16 protein-coding genes and 2 tRNA genes are annotated in these 17,921 nt (G+C 42.0%); 10 read left to right on the top strand and 8 right to left on the bottom strand.

Annotation, left to right across the window (positions count from 1 at the left end; genetic code table 11):
• Window positions 1–80 precede the first annotated feature (80 nt).
• Window positions 81–1,076: a type I glyceraldehyde-3-phosphate dehydrogenase gene (gene gap / locus Vgang_RS07790; RefSeq protein ID WP_105903127.1), complete on the bottom strand. Its 996-nt coding sequence runs from the start codon at window positions 1,074–1,076 to the stop codon at window positions 81–83.
• Window positions 1,077–1,552: 476 nt separating this feature from the next.
• On the opposite strand from gap, the gene msrB reads away from it, so the two are divergent.
• Together msrB and Vgang_RS07780 are read left to right on the top strand one after the other, a co-directional pair.
• Complete coding sequence (gene msrB, locus Vgang_RS07785; protein WP_105903128.1) at window positions 1,553–1,936, top strand: peptide-methionine (R)-S-oxide reductase MsrB; 384 nt, start codon at window positions 1,553–1,555, stop codon at window positions 1,934–1,936.
• A 45-nt stretch (window positions 1,937–1,981) separates the two neighbouring features.
• A complete protein-coding gene (locus Vgang_RS07780) occupies window positions 1,982–2,269 on the top strand; it encodes a YeaC family protein (protein ID WP_105903129.1) in 288 nt (95 codons plus the stop codon).
• 89 nt (window positions 2,270–2,358) lie between these two features.
• Here the strand turns inward: Vgang_RS07780 and ansA are convergent, their stop codons facing one another.
• Window positions 2,359–3,372: an asparaginase gene (ansA, locus tag Vgang_RS07775; protein WP_105903130.1), complete on the bottom strand. Its 1,014-nt coding sequence runs from the start codon at window positions 3,370–3,372 to the stop codon at window positions 2,359–2,361.
• A 137-nt stretch (window positions 3,373–3,509) separates the two neighbouring features.
• The gene (gene sppA / locus Vgang_RS07770) at window positions 3,510–5,366 is read right to left on the bottom strand and encodes a signal peptide peptidase SppA (protein WP_105903131.1); all 1,857 of its coding nucleotides are present in this window, start codon (window positions 5,364–5,366) and stop codon (window positions 3,510–3,512) included.
• 277 nt (window positions 5,367–5,643) lie between these two features.
• Between sppA and Vgang_RS07765 the strand changes: the two genes are divergently transcribed.
• From Vgang_RS07765 to Vgang_RS07735, 7 genes are all read left to right on the top strand, one after another.
• Window positions 5,644–7,647: an NADPH-dependent 2,4-dienoyl-CoA reductase gene (locus tag Vgang_RS07765; RefSeq protein ID WP_105903132.1), complete on the top strand. Its 2,004-nt coding sequence runs from the start codon at window positions 5,644–5,646 to the stop codon at window positions 7,645–7,647.
• 133 nt (window positions 7,648–7,780) lie between these two features.
• Entirely contained in the window at window positions 7,781–8,329 is a 549-nt protein-coding gene (locus Vgang_RS07760; RefSeq protein WP_105903133.1) for an NAD(P)H nitroreductase, read from the top strand.
• Between the two features lie 96 nt (window positions 8,330–8,425).
• Window positions 8,426–10,369 carry a DNA topoisomerase III gene (locus Vgang_RS07755; RefSeq protein ID WP_105903191.1) on the top strand — a complete coding sequence of 648 codons (1,944 nt, stop codon included), beginning with the start codon at window positions 8,426–8,428 and terminating at the stop codon, window positions 10,367–10,369.
• Window positions 10,370–10,651: 282 nt separating this feature from the next.
• Window positions 10,652–10,843 (top strand): hypothetical protein, encoded by a 192-nt coding sequence (locus Vgang_RS07750; RefSeq protein ID WP_105903134.1) that lies wholly within the window; start codon window positions 10,652–10,654, stop codon window positions 10,841–10,843.
• A 175-nt stretch (window positions 10,844–11,018) separates the two neighbouring features.
• A complete protein-coding gene (locus Vgang_RS07745; RefSeq protein WP_105903135.1) occupies window positions 11,019–11,990 on the top strand; it encodes a glycosyl transferase family protein in 972 nt (323 codons plus the stop codon).
• Window positions 11,991–12,153: 163 nt separating this feature from the next.
• Entirely contained in the window at window positions 12,154–12,390 is a 237-nt protein-coding gene (locus Vgang_RS07740; protein WP_157946037.1) for a hypothetical protein, read from the top strand.
• Between the two features lie 63 nt (window positions 12,391–12,453).
• Window positions 12,454–13,032, top strand: coding sequence for a hypothetical protein (locus Vgang_RS07735; protein ID WP_157946038.1), 579 nt, complete (start codon window positions 12,454–12,456; stop codon window positions 13,030–13,032).
• Between the two features lie 16 nt (window positions 13,033–13,048).
• Here Vgang_RS07735 and pncA read toward each other — a convergent pair whose 3' ends face one another.
• The 5 genes from pncA to Vgang_RS07710 form a co-directional block, all read right to left on the bottom strand.
• Window positions 13,049–13,690, bottom strand: a complete 642-nt coding sequence (gene pncA, locus Vgang_RS07730; RefSeq protein ID WP_157946039.1) for a bifunctional nicotinamidase/pyrazinamidase — start codon at window positions 13,688–13,690, stop codon at window positions 13,049–13,051.
• A 122-nt stretch (window positions 13,691–13,812) separates the two neighbouring features.
• Window positions 13,813–13,903, bottom strand: a tRNA-Ser gene (locus tag Vgang_RS07725).
• Between the two features lie 492 nt (window positions 13,904–14,395).
• A tRNA-Pro gene (locus Vgang_RS07720) sits at window positions 14,396–14,472 on the bottom strand.
• A gap of 76 nt (window positions 14,473–14,548) precedes the next feature.
• On the bottom strand, window positions 14,549–16,366 hold the full coding sequence (locus tag Vgang_RS07715) for a DUF3413 domain-containing protein (RefSeq protein WP_105903139.1): 1,818 nt from the start codon (window positions 16,364–16,366) through the stop codon (window positions 14,549–14,551).
• Between the two features lie 41 nt (window positions 16,367–16,407).
• Window positions 16,408–16,623: a YejL family protein gene (locus Vgang_RS07710; protein ID WP_105903140.1), complete on the bottom strand. Its 216-nt coding sequence runs from the start codon at window positions 16,621–16,623 to the stop codon at window positions 16,408–16,410.
• Between the two features lie 186 nt (window positions 16,624–16,809).
• On the opposite strand from Vgang_RS07710, the gene yejK reads away from it, so the two are divergent.
• Window positions 16,810–17,811: a nucleoid-associated protein YejK gene (yejK, locus tag Vgang_RS07705; RefSeq protein ID WP_105903141.1), complete on the top strand. Its 1,002-nt coding sequence runs from the start codon at window positions 16,810–16,812 to the stop codon at window positions 17,809–17,811.
• The last annotated feature ends 110 nt before the right edge of the window (window positions 17,812–17,921 follow it).

Genomic DNA, 17,921 nt, shown 5'->3' with positions numbered 1-17,921 from the left:
AAAAAGGCGACACAATGGCCGCCTTTTATTCGCTTATCTTCTATAGAAGAAGACCTTTCAAAGAAAGTTTACGCTAATGCTTACTTAGAGATGTGAGCGATTAGGTCAAGAACTTTGTTTGAGTAGCCGATTTCGTTGTCGTACCAAGATACAACTTTAACGAATTTGTCGTTTAGAGCGATACCAGCAGCTGCATCGAATACAGAAGTGTTAGTTTCGCCGATGAAGTCTTGAGAAACAACTGCATCTTCAGTGTAACCTAGAACGCCAGCTAGTTCGTTTTCAGAAGCGCGTTTCATTTCTGCACAGATGTCAGCGTAAGAAGCAGCGTTAGTTAGGTTAACTGTTAGGTCAACAACTGAAACGTTAGCAGTTGGTACGCGGAAAGCCATACCAGTTAGTTTGCCTTGTACAGCTGGTAGTACAACGCCTACAGCTTTAGCAGCACCAGTTGAAGATGGGATGATGTTTTGAGAAGCACCACGACCACCACGCCAGTCTTTCGCAGAAGGACCGTCTACAGTTTTTTGAGTAGCTGTAGTAGCGTGAACAGTAGTCATAAGACCAGACTCGATGCCCCACTTGTCGTTAAGAACTTTAGCGATTGGCGCTAGGCAGTTAGTAGTACAAGAAGCGTTAGAAACGATGTCTTGACCAGCGTAAGTTTCGTGGTTTACGCCCATAACGAACATTGGAGTTGCGTCTTTAGAAGGACCAGTAAGAACAACTTTCTTAGCACCTGCAGTGATGTGTTTACGTGCAGTTTCGTCAGTTAGGAAGATACCAGTTGCTTCAGCAACTACATCAACACCGATTTCGTTCCACTTAAGATCTTCTGGGTTACGCTCAGCAGTTACACGTACAGTTTTACCGTTAACGATTAGGTTACCGTCTTTAACTTCAACAGTACCGTTGAAACGACCGTGAGTTGAATCGTACTTAAGCATGTATGCCATGTACTCAACGTCGATAAGGTCGTTGATACCAACAACTTCGATGTTGTCACGCTCAACAGAAGCACGGAAAACGAAACGTCCAATACGGCCAAAACCGTTAATACCTACTTTGATAGTCATTGTAGTTGCTCCACAACTTAATTTTCAGATTAAAGATAACTGGTAGTAAAATTACAAAACCCAGTCAGTGACTGCAAGGCATAATCGGCTTTTACTTGTTTAAAGTCAAAAAAAAGAGTTACTTTCTTTCTGAATTCATCAAAATCGGTCAATTACTGCCCATACGTTCACGTTTCAAATTTTGCTGTTACTACAAGTTTGTACATATCCTATGTGTACAGACAAGAACCATACTCTAACGTGATTCAAGTCACTATTTCAAATCGTTGGAAAGTATGTGCCACATTGTAGCCAATACGCAAGTTTTTGTTGAAAAACATTCAGTGTTAAATTCAAAGGTTCGTAAAATAGAGACTTATTTATCAGATTGATCGGCTGGTTGTTGACTTAGTTGCCAGCAATGTTGAACATCAGCACCATCATGAGTATTGATCTTATGTTGTTAATGATAGTACCAATCCAAATGGAGTCATCCGGTGAAGAAAACAGATAAAGAATGGAAACAAAGTTTAACCGAAGAGCAGTATCGTGTATGTCGCTTGGGAGGAACGGAAGCTCCATACTCAGGAACATTGCTGCATAATAAAGACACCGGAACTTATCAATGTACTTGCTGCCATGCGGATTTGTTTTCATCGGACGATAAATATGATTCAGGCTGTGGTTGGCCTAGTTTCGATAAACCGATTTCTAAAAGCGCCATCCGTTATTTGGAAGATCATAGCCACGGTATGATTCGTACTGAAATTCGCTGTGCTCAGTGCGACAGCCACCTAGGTCATGTCTTTTTAGATGGGCCTCAAGATACGACAGGACAGCGTTTTTGCGTGAACTCGGTATCTTTAATTTTTAACCAGTAACGCAGGGTGTAAATCAACGCGCTTAAGCTGTATTAAGGAAAGCACATGAATGTAGAACAACTTCTTAACGCCATGACACCGGAAGTGTATGAGCGATTGAACTATGCCATTGAAACTGGTCGTTGGTTAGATGGTACGCCGATTACAAAAGAACAACGCGATTCTTGCATGCAGGCGGTGATGCTGTATCAATCGAAACATAACCACGATGCACAACACATGACGGTTGCCGCGGGTGGAGAAGTTTCGTTTAAATCAAAAGCAGAATTGAAAAAGCAGTTTGTGCAAAATGAAGCGGATATTGTGAGAGTGAAAGTAGATAATGAGTTTTGACAAAGCCGCCTCTCATTTCTCGGGCGCTTTGCTGCTCGTTGCTCGAATTATCTTTTCCGAGCAACGAGTAACGAGAACCCGAGTAATGTTTAAATACTCATCTCCCCACGCAGTACTTGTTGCATCTGCGCTTTGATTTCTTCGTAGCTTAACTCTTTACTTAATAAATAATGTAGCTTGGCAAGGGCGGCTTCGTGCGTCATATCAAATCCACTGATCACACCAGCTTCTGCTAATGAAACCCCAGTAGCATAACCATCCATATTTACTTTCCCAGTTAAGCATTGGGTTAGGTTCACCACAATCACGCCACGTTCTGAGGCTTCTTTTAAGTGCGCAAGCATCTCTTTATTTTGTGGTGCGTTACCGACACCAAAAGTGAGCAAAATCATCGCATTTACTGGTTGGCGTAATGTATTGCGAATAACCTCATGAGAAATGCCCGGATACATAGTAATCACACCGATCGGTTGTGGCGTGATGTTGTGTACTTTGAATTCACCTTGTGGCTTCTTGTTGATCAGTTCAGGGTTACTCACTTGAATGCTGATCCCTGCTTCTAACAAATGTGGCAAGTTAGGTGAAGTAAAGGCATTAAAACCATCAGCGCGAGACTTGGTGCTGCGGTTACCTCGCATGAGTTGGTTATTAAAAAACAACGTCACTTCATTGATCGGGTAGTTTGCCGCAATATGTAAGGCATTCAGTAAGTTTGCTTGACCATCAGAACGCAGCTCAGCTAATGGGATTTGTGAGCCCGTCACGATCACCGGTTTACCCAAGTTTTCAAACATGAATGACAACGCAGAGGCGGTGTACGCCATGGTATCGGTGCCGTGTAAAATCACGAAACCGTCGTATTTGTCGTAATTAGCTTTGATGTCATCAGCGATATGCTGCCAATCGTTAGGCGTCATATCGGATGAATCCATTAGAGGTGAATACTCGTGCACGGTAAACAATGGCATTTCTTCACGATGGAATTCTGGCATTGCAGCAAGTTGTTGGGTCATGAAACCATCAGCAGGTACGTAACCGTGTGAGGAACGTTTCATGCCAATGGTGCCACCAGTGTAAGCGATGTAGATGTGTTTTCTTGTCATAATGAATATCAAATTGAGTAGGGGGAACAGTTGGGCGCAATTATAGCGGCATTTATCCCAATAAGAAAATGGCAAACACGCAAAGAAAAAAGCCAGCATTGTGAGTTACTGGCTTTGATTATTGTTTTATTTTTCAGTTAATTAGTTTGGCAATTTAAACAAAAAGCATAATAGCCTTTCGGATCATTAAAGCTGTTGAGTAAATCGGCACTTTGGCTAATTTGTGCGGCGGCTGGTTTTAGCGCATCCGGCAAATATTTTTCTAGTGGGTTACCTAGTGATGCATCGACAGTGCTGAATAAATCTTGCAGCATTTGTTGAGTTGGCGTGAGTGGCTTATCAACCCAAGTTAACTGGTAATCTGTCACTTTAGCTAACTTAGCCGCTTCAGTAATCGCATCATCAAAGTCACCCATTTGATCCACAAGACCACGTTTCATGGCATCTTGACCGGTCCAAACTCGACCTTGGGCGACTTTATCAACCTCTTCAGTTTTCATGTCTCGGTTCTCACCCACCAGTGAGATAAAACGATGATAACCATGCTCAATGCCCATTTGCATTGCTTCTGACGCACCTTTTGATAGACCATTGGTTAAGCCAACACCAGAGAATGGGCTGGTGCCAATTCCATCCGTATGCACGCCTAGTTGATTTAAGCCTTTTTCAAATGTGGTGATGACACCAAAGATACCGATTGAACCCGTGAGCGTGGTTGGCTGAGCGATGATTTTATCGGCACTCATTGAAATCCAGTAACCACCCGATGCTGCAAGGCTAGACATTGAAACAACCACAGGTTTCCCCGCTTGCTTTAATGCTTCCACTTCATTACGAATGACTTCAGATGCGAAAGCGCTGCCGCCTGGGCTGTCGACACGCAATACCACAGCTTTAATGTCTTTATCTAGGCGAGCTTGGCGTAATAGACGAGCCGTTGAATCACCACCAACACTGCCTTTAGGTTGATCGCCATCTAAAATCGTACCACTGGCAACCACGACTGCAATTTTATCTGGGCTGGTTGTGATTGGTTGTGTCACGGTATTTTTATATTGATAGTAGCTTATGCCGTTGTAGCCATTCTTATCCGTGCCGCCAAATTTATCACGTAAGAATTGGGTCGCTTGTTGGCGAGTCATAAGCTCATCAACCAAACCGACTTGTTTCGACAATTGTGCTAAATCACCATCAACGACTTTCATTTGTGCAAGGAAATCCTCCATGCTTGGCGTTAGCGTTTTACCATCTACGTTACGGTTATGAGCAACATCATCAATGTACGCCCCCCACAATTGAGTTAACCATGCGCTGGCAGACTCTTTTGCAGCGGGTGACATATCATTACGAATAAAAGGCTCTACCGCCGATTTATATGTGCCTACACGGAAAATATGAGTAGAGACATTGAGTTTTTCCAGAAAGTCTTTGAAGTACAAATTGTAAGCGCTGTAGCCTTTTAATAGCACTGCTCCATCTGGTGAGAGCATGATTTTATTGGCGTAACTGGCTAGGTAATATTGGCTTTGATTATAAAAATCACCATACGCGTAGACTGGCTTGCCACTGGCTTTGAACTCACTGATGGCTTTAGCTACATAGCGTAATTTGGTTAGGTTGGTTTCTGGCATCTGCTTTAAATTCAGTACGAGCCCAGTAATGGATTCGTCTTTTGCTGCTGCACGAATCGTCGTCACAATATCGTAGAGCACATTTTCTTTTGGCAGATCTTTTTCCATCAATGTTCCCGATAAGGAGTCGAACGGATTGATATAAGAACGTTGCTCAACAATCGGCCCTTCCAAATTGAGGATTAAGGCTTCTTTTTTTGACGAGATATCATCCGGTGCTGCTGATTTTTGCGGGAAAAAGGTGAAGTAGGCGAAAACTAAAATAGCGAGAAAGGCAAGATTCAACATTGCGACACGTAGAAAACCGATAAATTTCCAAATGCCTTTGATGATCTTTGCGATAAAGCAAAACAGTTTTTTCATATTTCTGTCCGGTTAAACATGATGTAAATCTGAGGTCGCTTAAGCATAAGCGTAAGACTATTTGCAACAATGTAACATAAGCAATGACATTAATGTTACGGTAATTTGGGTTACTTGGGGATAACCCCTCAAGCAGTAAGAAAATTTGTGCCTTTGAATCAACTTTACGATGAAAATTGAGCTAGGTTACAAAAATGTAAACGGATGTTTGAATAGTTGAAGTGCAAGCGATACTCTGGTCAGACCATATAATAATTATTAGCTTGAAAGGTGAGATATGTACCCACATCTACTAGCACCACTGGACCTCGGATTTACACAATTACGTAATCGCGTCTTGATGGGTTCAATGCACACCGGTTTAGAAGAAGAGCGCGGTGAACTGAAAAAGCTAGCAGCATTTTATGAAGAACGTGCAAAAGGTGGCGTTGGTTTAATTGTGACTGGCGGCTTTTCTCCTAACTTACGTGGCCGTTTAACCCCGTTTAGCGCACAATTAAGTCGTCAATCTCATGTGAAAAAGCACCGTGTTGTGACTGAAGCGGTTCATAAACATGGCGGTAAAATTGCACTGCAAATTCTGCATGCCGGTCGTTATGCCATGCATCCTTTTTCTCAAAGTGCCAGCGCAACTCGTGCACCGATTTCAAAATTCACTCCCTGTAAAATGAGCGCACGACAAATTCGTAGCACCATCGATGATTTTGCCAATACCGCGAATCTAGCCAAAAGTGCTGGATATGATGGGGTAGAAGTGATGGGCTCAGAAGGGTATTTGATTAACCAATTTATTTGTCAGCGTACTAATCAACGGGGCGATGAATGGGGGGGCAGCTATCAAAATCGAATTCGTCTGCCTCTTGAAATCGTTAAAGCTATTCGTGCCAAAGTGGGTAATGAGTACATTATTATTTTCCGCTTATCTATGCTGGACCTCGTTGAGCAAGGCAGTACTTTTGATGAAGTGGTGGAGCTGGCAAAAGCGTTAGAACAGGCAGGCGTGACGCTGATTAATACTGGTATTGGGTGGCATGAAGCACGGATACCAACGATAGCAACTCAAGTACCCCGCGCCGCCTTTAGCTGGGTGACGGAAAAAGTGAAACCACATTTGTCGATCCCGGTGATCACTTGTAATCGTATTAATACACCGGAAGTGGCAGAGGACATTTTATCGCAAGGCCATGCGGATATGGTGTCAATGGCACGTCCTTTCTTGGCTGACCCTGATTTTGTCAATAAAGCGGCAGCACAAAAATCAAAATTAATTAACACCTGCATCGGCTGTAATCAGGCTTGTTTGGATAATATTTTCAAAGGCAAGCAAGCCAGTTGTTTGGTGAATCCGCGTGCGTGTAATGAACTTGACATGCCGGTTAGAGCGGCAACCACGAAGAAAAAAGTGGCAGTGATTGGTGCTGGTCCCGCGGGTTTAGCATGTGCAACAATTGCGGCTGAGCGTGGTCACCATGTTGACTTATATGAGAAAAACGACCGTATTGGGGGGCAGTTCCGTCTTGCGATGCAAATTCCTGGTAAAGAAGAATTCCGCGAGACGATTCGATACTTTGCAAACCGCATTGAAGAAACGGGTGTGAACCTTAAGCTTGAAACCGAAGCAACCTTTGAAATGCTGACACAATACGATGAAGTGGTGATGGCATCGGGCGTTAAGCCTCGAGTGCTGAATATTGAAGGTATGGAAGGCAGCGACAAAGTTATTGATTATCAAACCTTGATTCGTGAAAAGAGTGCATTAGGTAAGAAAGTGGCCATTATTGGCGCTGGTGGTATCGGCGTTGATGTAGCAAGTATGATCACAGAGCCTAACCAGCATGGTATTGGTGATTGGCTGGATGATTGGGGGATTGACCAAAATCTACAGCATGCGGGGGGGTTAGTGCCCATGTCGGAAATGTTGAGTGATAAACACGTGTGGTTGATGCAGCGCCGTCAAGGGCCAGTCGGCAAAGGGCCAGGTAAAACAACCGGTTGGATTCATCGTGCTACTTTGAAAAAACGCGGTGTTAATTTGATGGGGGGAGTGAGTTACCAGAAAGTGAGTGAGCAAGGCCTACATATTACGCTCAATCAAAAAGAAACAGTGTTGGATGCCGACAATATTATTGTGTGTGCCGGGCAAGAGTCTGTGCGTCCCTTTGAAGAAAAATGGGCGTCTCTTAATGGCAAGTTACATGTGATTGGTGGCGCAGATGTTGCCGGTGAATTGGACGCGGTACGTGCCATTCGTCAAGGCACTAAGATTGCGATATCTATTTAACGGTAGCGGAGGTTATTTAGATTCTAGCTTTACGTTAAATCGATTAAATAGATGAAATGCAATGAGAGTCATGGTCAAAGAAGTGATATTTGATTATGATTCTCATTTGTCGTTTTAAAGCCAAGGAATGATTATGCAAGCGTTAGATTTATTGTTGGAGCGCCGTTCTGTAGCCAATCTGATTGAACCCGCACCGGAAGGCAAAGTGTTGGAAAACATCATTAAAGCGGGATTCCGAGCGCCTGATCACGGCAGCTTAACACCTTGGCGCTTTGTTATCGCGCAAGGTGAAGGGTTACGCAAATTGGCGGATATTCTTGTGCACGCTGCAAAGGCAAACAATAGCGATGAAGCAGTGATTGAGAAGTTGAAAAAAGCACCATTTCGAGCCCCTATGGTGATCACCGTGATCGCTAAGGTCACGCCTCATGAAAAAGTGCCAGCGTTCGAACAACACCTTTCTGCTGGTTGTGCAGCACAGGCAATGCAAATGGCGGCGATCGCACAAGGTTTTCAAGGCTTTTGGCGCTCGGGTGAATGGATGTTTCATCAAGAAGTACACCAAGCCTTTGGACTTGAAGGAGAAGATCAAATCGTGGGCTTCTTATATTTAGGCACACCGGGAACCACACCAATGAAAGTACCTGAACGTAAAATTGGTGATTTTGTCTCTTTCCTTTAATTGAAAATCACTGTATAAAATCACAGTTAAATTGACTCTAAAAAGGTGACCTTGAGTGTTGCCTTTTCTTTTATATTTTCGCTATTTGAGATTGCTGTGCGTTTATTTATTGCTGAAAAACCAAGCTTAGGTCGCGCCATTGCGGCTGCTTTGCCTACACCTCATAAAAATGAACAAGGTTTTATTCGTTGTGCCAACGGCGATGTGGTGACTTGGTGTATCGGGCATTTGCTGGAACAAGTGGAGCCAGATGCTTATGATGAGCGTTATAAAAAATGGAATATGGCGGATTTACCCATCATTCCACAGCAATGGCAATTACGCCCACGCGCCGCCGCTAAAAAACAACTCTCAGTGATAAAACAGCTTTTTAAGCAAAAACCAGAACTTATCAATGCGGGAGACCCTGATCGTGAAGGGCAGCTGCTGGTGGATGAAGTCATTGATTATCTCAAAGCGACCAAAGCACAAAAGCAATCCACTCAGCGTTTATTGATCAGCGATTTAAACCTACCTGCGGTAAAACGCGCGTTAACACAAATGCGTTCCAACCAAGAATTTGTTCCTCTTTCTGTTTCGGCTTTAGCGCGCTCTCGCGCCGATTGGTTGTATGGAATGAATATGTCGCGTGCGTATACCTTGCTCGGGCAAAAAGCTGGTTATCAAGGCGTTCTGTCGGTAGGGCGGGTACAAACCCCTGTACTGGGTTTGGTGGTGAGACGTGATGAAGAAATCGAAAATTTTGTACCACGAGATTACTTTTCCTTACATGCGTTGATCCCGTATCAAAATGGGAATGAAGAATTTGATATTCGCGCTAAATGGAAACCAAGTGAAGCAATCAAACCGTGGCAAGACGAAGAAGGGAGAGTGCTAAACCGTAAGTTGGTAGAAAATGTGGCGAGTCGTATTCAAGGTCAGCCCGCGATGGTAAAAGACTCTGAACAAAAGCAAACTAAACAAGCGCCACCACTACCTTATTCCCTTTCTGCTTTGCAAATTGAAGCGGCAAGACGTTTTCAAATGAGTGCGCAAGATGTGTTGAATGTGTGTCAGTCGTTATATGAGAAACATAAGCTGATTACTTACCCTCGTTCAGACAGTCGTTATTTGCCTAAAGAACATTTCAAACAAGCGGGAAGCGTGGTTGAGGCGATAAATAATAACGATGCTCAATTACAACAAGCGGTTGCTGGCGTAGATCTGTCTTTAAAATCAAAAGCGTGGAATGACAGCAAAGTGGATGCTCACCACGCCATCATTCCAACCCCAAAGAAAATGGCGAGTCATGTTCTGTCTGGTCACGAAGCAAAAATTTATCAAATGATTGCACGTCAGTATTTGATGCAGTTTTATCCTGCTGCGGTCTATGCCGAGTCGAAGTTAGAGTTTGATATTGCCGGTGGCGTGTTTATTGCCAAAGGTCGAGTGCTGATTGTCTCAGGTTGGAAAATACTTCAATCTTCAAAAACACAAGAGGCCGATGAGGAGGGGATTGATCAAGTCCCTGCGCTAGCTATCGGGGAAAAACTATTGTGTCGAGAAGGTGAAATCAAAGATCATAAAACTGAGCCACCACGTCACTTTACTGAATCTACATTATTGCAAGCCATGACGGGTATTGCGCGATTTGTCGCCGACAAAGAATTAAAGAAAATTCTCCGTGACACAGATGGACTTGGAACGGAAGCCACGCGAGCTGGGATACTCGATACTTTATTCAAGCGTCAGTTACTAGTTCGTGAAGGTCGGTTTATCAAAGCCAGTCAAGCGGGAAGAGGCTTAATTCATGCGCTACCCGCAGAATCGACTTATCCTGATATGACCGCCCATTGGGAACATCAATTACAAGCCATGGCTGAAAAGCAACAAGCCTACACACCATTTATGCAACACTTGCAGCAACAAATTGAACAGTTGATCCACAATGTAAAAACCGCGCCTGTACCAGACTCGTTACGCTCGTTACCGCCAGTGAAAAAGCCCGCATATAAGAAAAAGGGAACCGCCCGTAAAATCTATAAAGCTAGGAAAAGCTAATTTGTAAGGCTAAGAAATGCTAACTTGCACTATTTCTCATCCATTTTGGATCAAACTTGTGCATGATTTTTTATGCCAGTAATCTAAGTGTCTGTTACAACGAATATTTAAAATTGGCTTGGTTATTGCTTAATTGATTACTGCTTAGATTGTAATGTGCTTTGCGCTTGATATTTCAGGTGTAGGCACATGTATGCAGCAGCATAGGTAGAAGTATTGCAGCATAGGTACATGCATTGCAGATGGAAAGCAATGCCGTCCATATTCTTAAGGAGAAGCATTATGGCAAGTCAATACCCAACCAAAAATCAATCGACTTTGATGAATAAGTGCAGTGAATTCTTTCATTCATTATCGGAACAAATGCATCAGGCATCACTGGATCACTTAGACGAATTACAGCATCAAAAATTGTTATCAGGCTCACCGTATTCAAATATTTGGGAGCAAGAATATTTGCGCCAGCAAACTTAAAAGTAGTCTGAGATTCTTTATGTGAAAGCCTACCATTGTGCAGGCTTTTCTTATTTTTATCATCCTCACTTTAGAAATCAGGTTTTTTTTGCGTTAGCACATGCGTTTCTATTCACCATATAGAGAGCCTTTCAGGTAAAGTAAGGAGGTTGAAGCAAGGAGAGTAACGTACCTTATGAGTATTATTTTAGAGTGCATTCGTACCGTCGGACGTGGCGAGCGAGGACGAAAACCATTATCTGAGCAACAAGCGTTCGATGTCATGGACGCCTATTTAAGTGCGAAAGAAAGCGGAAGCAATGCAATTGGTGATGATCAAATAGCGATGCTACTCATGCTTATTCGGGTTCAAAATGAAACGAACGATGAAATTGCAGGGTTTGTGAAAGCATTTCAATCGCGAGTACCGAGTATTGGTGCTGACATAGATTGGCCTTGTTATGCTGGTAAGCGCGCTGGTGATGAGTCTTTTCCCTGGCATGGTCTTGCTGCAAAAATATTATCTTTAAATGGCTATAAAGTGCTTTTGCATGGCTATAACGAACCGAACAACGGCCGAGTACACGTTGAAGATCACTTGATGGACCTTGCTATTCCTTTGGCTCAAGATGCTGAGCATGCAAGACAATTACTCGCGGAACATCACATCGCTTATTTGCCATTACAGGCATTTGCTCCCATTGCCCAAACTATGATTGGATGGAAAGCACGATACGGATTACGAACGCCTATTAATACTGTGGTACGAGCATTAAACCCAGGGGCTGCAAAATTAGGTGTTCGTGGTAGCTTTCACCCAGGTTTCCAGCAACTTCATGCTGAAATTGATCAAGTTATAGACAGAAAGAGCTTGTCTGTCATTTCATATAAAGGTCAAAATGGCGAAGCGGAATATAATCCTAAGGTCAGCCAAACCGTATGGTTGAGTAGTGCTCAAGGGGTTGAATCTTTTTATTGGCAAGAAAGCCTAGAAGAAGGGCTTCCATTACCGTCAACACAACCACCAGGCTTGATGAGTCCAATGTCAGAACAGGCGATAAATGTGGTTATTTCAAGCATGGCGGCGGTATTGTTTGCTGAATGTAAAGACTATGAAATGGCCAATTTACAGGCAAAACAGTATTGGATGGATTATTGTTTAAAGTAGAAGTGATGTGACTTAGATACCAATTAGTACAAGTGGTATTAGATGTCGATGGAATAAAAGTTAGGATAAAGGGAGTTTTATCAATATGCCGCTAGGGAGAAGTTCGCATTCATTTTTCTATCTCTTTGCCACTTGTATAGCGTGCTGGATTGCCTATACCTGTGTGTCTATTTTTAATTATCTTGAAGGTGTGAGCTCTGCGGTTAAAAATGATTTATCCCAATATTTTTCCGTGAATGAACGTATTACCAATAATATTGAAACTCTATTACCTGAGATAAGCGTTCAAGCTAATCATAATGCTGGTTTTGCATTAGAAAAGAATGAGCAAATTGGCATTGAAGGTGTAAATATTATGCCAGACCATTATTCCTTTTATTCAGGTAGTTTTATCGCGTAAGGCAATGTGCAATCGGTGAATTTTGATTTATCGAAACGACTACATAAACTCGATGAATTTTGGATGGAAGAAGACCGAAATGCTTCACCTCAAGCCTTCTTTGTATATTACGGACAAGGTCAAGAATTTGCTTACATTAAATCTCGCATTAATTTAACGGCCACCCCTCCAGAGTTTTCTCCGTTGAGATATCGGCAAAATGGAATCAGTTTAGAACACTCTATCTCATTTTTAACTTCACTTGAGCAGGCTTACCCAAGGGGAAGAAGTGTTGTTATTTTAGTCACGCCAGTGTTTTCTCAAGGAAAATTATTAGGTGATCTAGGCATGACGTTTGATTTGCAGCAATTGATGCAAGATTCATTGGGGCCCTGGTTAAGTCAATACATGGGGCTTGATATTGATTTCAGAGATCAAAGCTATTCAATTGGTGAAAGTCGCTTCTTACCGTTCCTCTTTAATAAACACATTCATTTTAACGACATAACGATCAAGGCCTACATACAAAATGCTTATATCACGCAATATGTACTGCCTTGGTTTATGGCTATGTTGCTGATTATGACGATGGTGTACTACGTGCTAGAAAAAATAAACAGGCCGCTGTGCGATTTTCATTTTTATCCAGAACAGATGAATTAACCGGTTAGAGGGGGCGCTAGACTTGTGATGCCTCGATAACTTGAACACCTGCGTCTTCCAACTCTTGATATAAGGTATTAAGATTATCTTGAGTTGGTATTACTGCTGCAGTTAAATCTTTGATAAAGAAAGTTTTGTATCCAAGCATTGCACCATCAATAGCCGTTGCCTTGACACAAAAGTCAGCCGCTAATCCAACGACATATATATCAGTCACAGCATGGGATTTAAGTACATCATCTAAATCCGTTTTAGCTTGATTATTGTTATCTTTAAAGCCGCTGTAACTATCGACCTTGGGATCGGTCCCTTTGTATGTGATATGAGCAATGTTATCTATGTCTAAGCCATCAACAAACTCCGCACCAATCGAATGTTGCACGCAGTGATCAGGCCAAAGAATTTGCTCAACGCCATTTAACGTTGTCATATCAAAAACGTTTTTCTCTGGGTATTGACTAGCAAAGCTACCATGATCGGCAGGGTGCCAATCTTTGGTGGCAATGACTAAATCAAACTTTTGCTGAAATTGATTAATTCCTTCAACTAATTCACGTCCGCCTTGAACCGCTAAACTATGCACGGTTAGGTCATCACCTTCAACAAAGCTATTTTGCATATCAACAATAATCAGGGCTGATTTATTAATGGATTGCATAGACATATCCTTAGTTAAATTTATTGGGATAGTGATTATACGCACACAGAATATGGGATGGGAATAAATTCCTGATACTCAGATACGACAAAGCCCGCTAAAACTAGCGGGCTTTTGAATAGTGGTGGAGGGATAGGGATTTGAACCCTAGAGCCGCTATTAACGACTGCCGGTTTTCAAGACCGGTGCTTTCGACCACTCAGCCATCCCTCCAAACGCGGTAAATAATATATAGCGATTAAGTTTTTGTAAACCCTTAATTTTAATGGTTTGAAGTATTTTTGAGCGGTTAAACATGAAAATATCAGAAGACTAGAATTTTGGTAGTTACATCTAGGGACTTAAGTATTTCGGTGCTACCAAGATATTCTCAATAACGATCAGATACAAAAAAGGCGCTGTATCTACAACGCCTTTGAATAATGGCCGGTATGAGAGGATTTGAACCACTAGCTGTGATATCCCCATGTTTTGTGGGTAACGACGCTACCAAGCTACGCTAAAGGTACTCTCAATAACCAGTAGATGTAAAAAAGGCGCTGTATGCACAACGCCTTTGAATAATGGTCGGTATGAGAGGATTTGAACCACTAGCTGTGGCATCCCCATGTTTTGTGGGTAACGACGCTACCAAGCTGCGCTAAAGATATTCTCAATAACCATTAGATAGAAAAAAGGCGCTGTATGCACAACGCCTTTGAATAATGGTCGGTATGAGAGGATTTGAACCTCCGACCCCTGACACCCCATGACAGTGCGCTACCAAGCTGCGCTACATACCGATGTCGATAATGTAAGTGATGAAACAGAAACTCGTCAATATGCTTTGTATATCAATGAGAACCGTTCGACTAAAATTTAATCGCTTTGACGATAAAAACGTTTCAGCTCAGATAATCCTTGTAAAACAATCGAAAGTTTCGGTTTTACATCATCATTGCGCTGGTAGTTTTTGTCATAAACTTTGTAATTACCAAATTCATCAACTACGGTGGTTGTATCGTCGGTAATCAGCGCAATATTGTCACTATCACCCGCGAGTATCCAAGGGCGGTTGGTGACATTGAATAGGTTCTTACCACTGCCAAAATCGTATGGATTCGATGAAGACTGGAAAAGGTCTTGCATTAGCGTGGCTGACAAATCCAGATGGCTAGTTTTGTGTTGATATAGTTCGGGGGCTTTGCCAGGCCAATGGATCACCATAGGTACCTGCAACTGGTAACGGCTAAAGTTGCTGTCTGAGCCCCAGCTGTTGCTCTTAGTTTCGTTAAATTCGATACCATGATTTGATGTAATCACCACAACCGTATTATTCAGCATATCTTTGCTATCAAGTTCTGTCAGGATTTGATTGACTTGCTGATCAGTTTCAAAAGCGGCTGATTTATACTGAGCAAGCAGTTTTTCTTTTGCTGATTTAGAGTCAGTCTTGAATCGCTCTAGTACTGTGGGTTTATCTTCGTATTTTTCAACATCAGATAATTCAACATAGCTAAACCAAGGCTGTGTGCTATTCGTGTTGAGCCAATGCTTCCATTCAGAAACGGTATCGGCATCACCATTTATTTTACGGTTGCTTAGCTTTGCAATATCAATGGGTGCAAAAATTTCGTCATAAAATTGTGCGTTATCAAACTCATCACCACTAAACGCAGACATGGCATAATCGCGATTACTCATGGTGGTTATGAATAAAGGCGACGTATCTTGTGATTTGATACTGGCAGCATAACTGCTAGGAAGACCATAAAATAAGCCAAACACGCCATACGTATTGTTACTTGCACTGTAATGATTGATAAAATTTTGATTGTTTTTAGCAAAATCAAATGTCATCGGCATCACGTCTTGTGCCAGCATATCGCTGCGTAAGTTGTCTACCATCACGATCAAAACATTGTATTTTTTACCGCGACCTTCGAATTTTATTGGTTCAAGCGGGTAGTTCACTACTTCACTTGGTTTACCATTTTTTTCTAAACGCTCTAGATATTCGTCTTTATCAAGTAAGCCGTGCTTTTCCATGAACGACTTCGCTGTCATAGGGTAAGACAGTGGGAAGTTCGCTTTTTGATTGGTTATCGGGCTATAGAAAAACGCATCCGCCCAAATATAAATCAGGTGGCTGCTAATAAAGCATAAAAAGAAAATAATGGTGGCAGGTTTGCCGACTTGCTTGCGAGACAGTTTACGCTGCTTTTTCCAAATCCATTCTGAAATGGCGATTTGTAATAGGAAAATAACAGGGACAGCAGCAAACAAGTATTGCCACTCAGCATTGAAAGAAGTTTTCTCTTTACTCAGCAATAGCTCCCAAACTACGGGGTTTAGGTGCAAATGGAGACGTTCGTAAGCTTGAGTATCAAGTATGAGTAGAGTCAAACAAATGGTAGCAAAACACACGCTGATTAAGCGTAAGAGTTTTCTTGATGGAATGATAAAGGTGAGCGGAAACAACACCAAAATATATAAGCCAAAAACAAGGAAACTGAAGTGACCTACCCATGAAATGAGTAAATACAACTGTCCTAGGAAAGTATCAGGCCATGGTGACTGAGCAACAAAGCTCGTACCAATAAGCATGGCTATGATGATGTTAAAGAAGGCGAACCAATGTCCCCAACTGACCAGTCGAGAGACACGCTCTCCGTATGAATTTCCGCTATCTACCATGTAAGATTTCGTTCTAACTCAATTAGTTTTAAGAATACATTTTAGTCATCAAGAGATGATAAAAGAGCTTGAGAAAATTTATCTGCAATGAGTTTACGTTGAGATTTTGGCACATTTGAGTTCAAGATGTTAGTGGCTATATTACCAGCAATCATTAAGCTCAAATCTGGATTTGCATCATGCTTTTTTAATACGGCAGCGATTTCTGCCAGAATTTGTTCGATTTTTTGGTCGCTGTATTTAGAGTTAATAGGCATAACGTTCTTAAATTGTTTCCTAGATTTCAGTTAATGATAGAACCCGATGATATTTTTGCTATTCGATTTAATATCTTGTTGCAGAACATCTTGTTGTAGAGAAGTTTATCTCACTTGGGTATGCAAAGCGGCTTATGATAACCTAGTCTTCCTCACAACTGAAACATCAACTGAAACTAATTTACCATGAGCCTAGATATTTCCAACGTCATACTGCATAAATTGACAAAAAATGACCAAGATGAGCTAGTTGTTAGCTTGCGTGATTCTGCCTTACCAAATGATGGTGTGACTGAACAACTCGTGGCTGAGCTGCACCGAACCTTCAACGCTAAAGCGGGTAAAGGATTTGGCGTCTATAAAGAAGAAAGTGAATTTCAGTCTTGGATGAAGCAATTGCGCCAAGGTGAATTGAAATTTTATGACTTTTCGCAGCAGTCGGCAGAGCGTTTAAAATCTGAATTAGCCAAATATCCCTTTGCAGAAGAAGGTGTATTGGTACTTGCTGAATACCAATCTTTGGCGACAGATTATCTTTTCATTGCCTTGTTACCTTCGAATCAAAGCCTGAAAGTGAACGATGAACTGGATATTAGCGGCACTGATTATCTTGATATCAACAAGATGGATATCGCAGTACGAATTGATTTATCTCGGTATGAAACCGATCCCGATTCAAATCGATACTTATCTTACATTAAAGGTCGTGTGGGCCGTAAAGTGGCGGATTTTTTCTTGGACTTTTTGCAAGCTGAAGTCGGCTTAGACACGAAAAAGCAAAACCAAGTATTAATGCAAGCGGTAGATGATTACTGCGCAGATGCTCAATTGAATAAAGAAGAAACCGTCGCTTGTCGTAAACAAGTGCATGATTTTTGTAATGAGCAGCTGAAAGCCGGCGATGAAGTGACGATTAAAGAGTTATCAGGTGAGTTAAGTGGTGCGGGACATCACGATAATTTCGCTGAATTTACACAAAAACAAGGTTACGAGCTGGAAGACAGTTTCCCTGTTGATCGTTCTACCATTCGTAAACTTGCGAAATATGTTGGCGCGGGGGGCGGATTGTCAATTAACTTCGATAGTATGTTGCTAGGTGAACGCGTTTTTTATGATCCAGAAACCGATACTTTAACCATTAAAGGCATTCCGCCTAATTTGAAAGATCAGCTGACACGTCATTCTTAATATGCCCAACTAAAGCGTAAAAAAGAGTGAATATTACCGATATTGTTCAAAATGGGATTTGAAGATTATCGGCAGCAATGAGATAGTAAAGACAGAATAATGATTGGCGG

This window comes from Vibrio gangliei (assembly GCF_026001925.1).
GTDB lineage: Bacteria > Pseudomonadota > Gammaproteobacteria > Enterobacterales > Vibrionaceae > Vibrio > Vibrio gangliei.
Note: the sequence above shows the minus strand (reverse complement) of the source record. Positions and strands in the feature narration are given on the sequence as shown.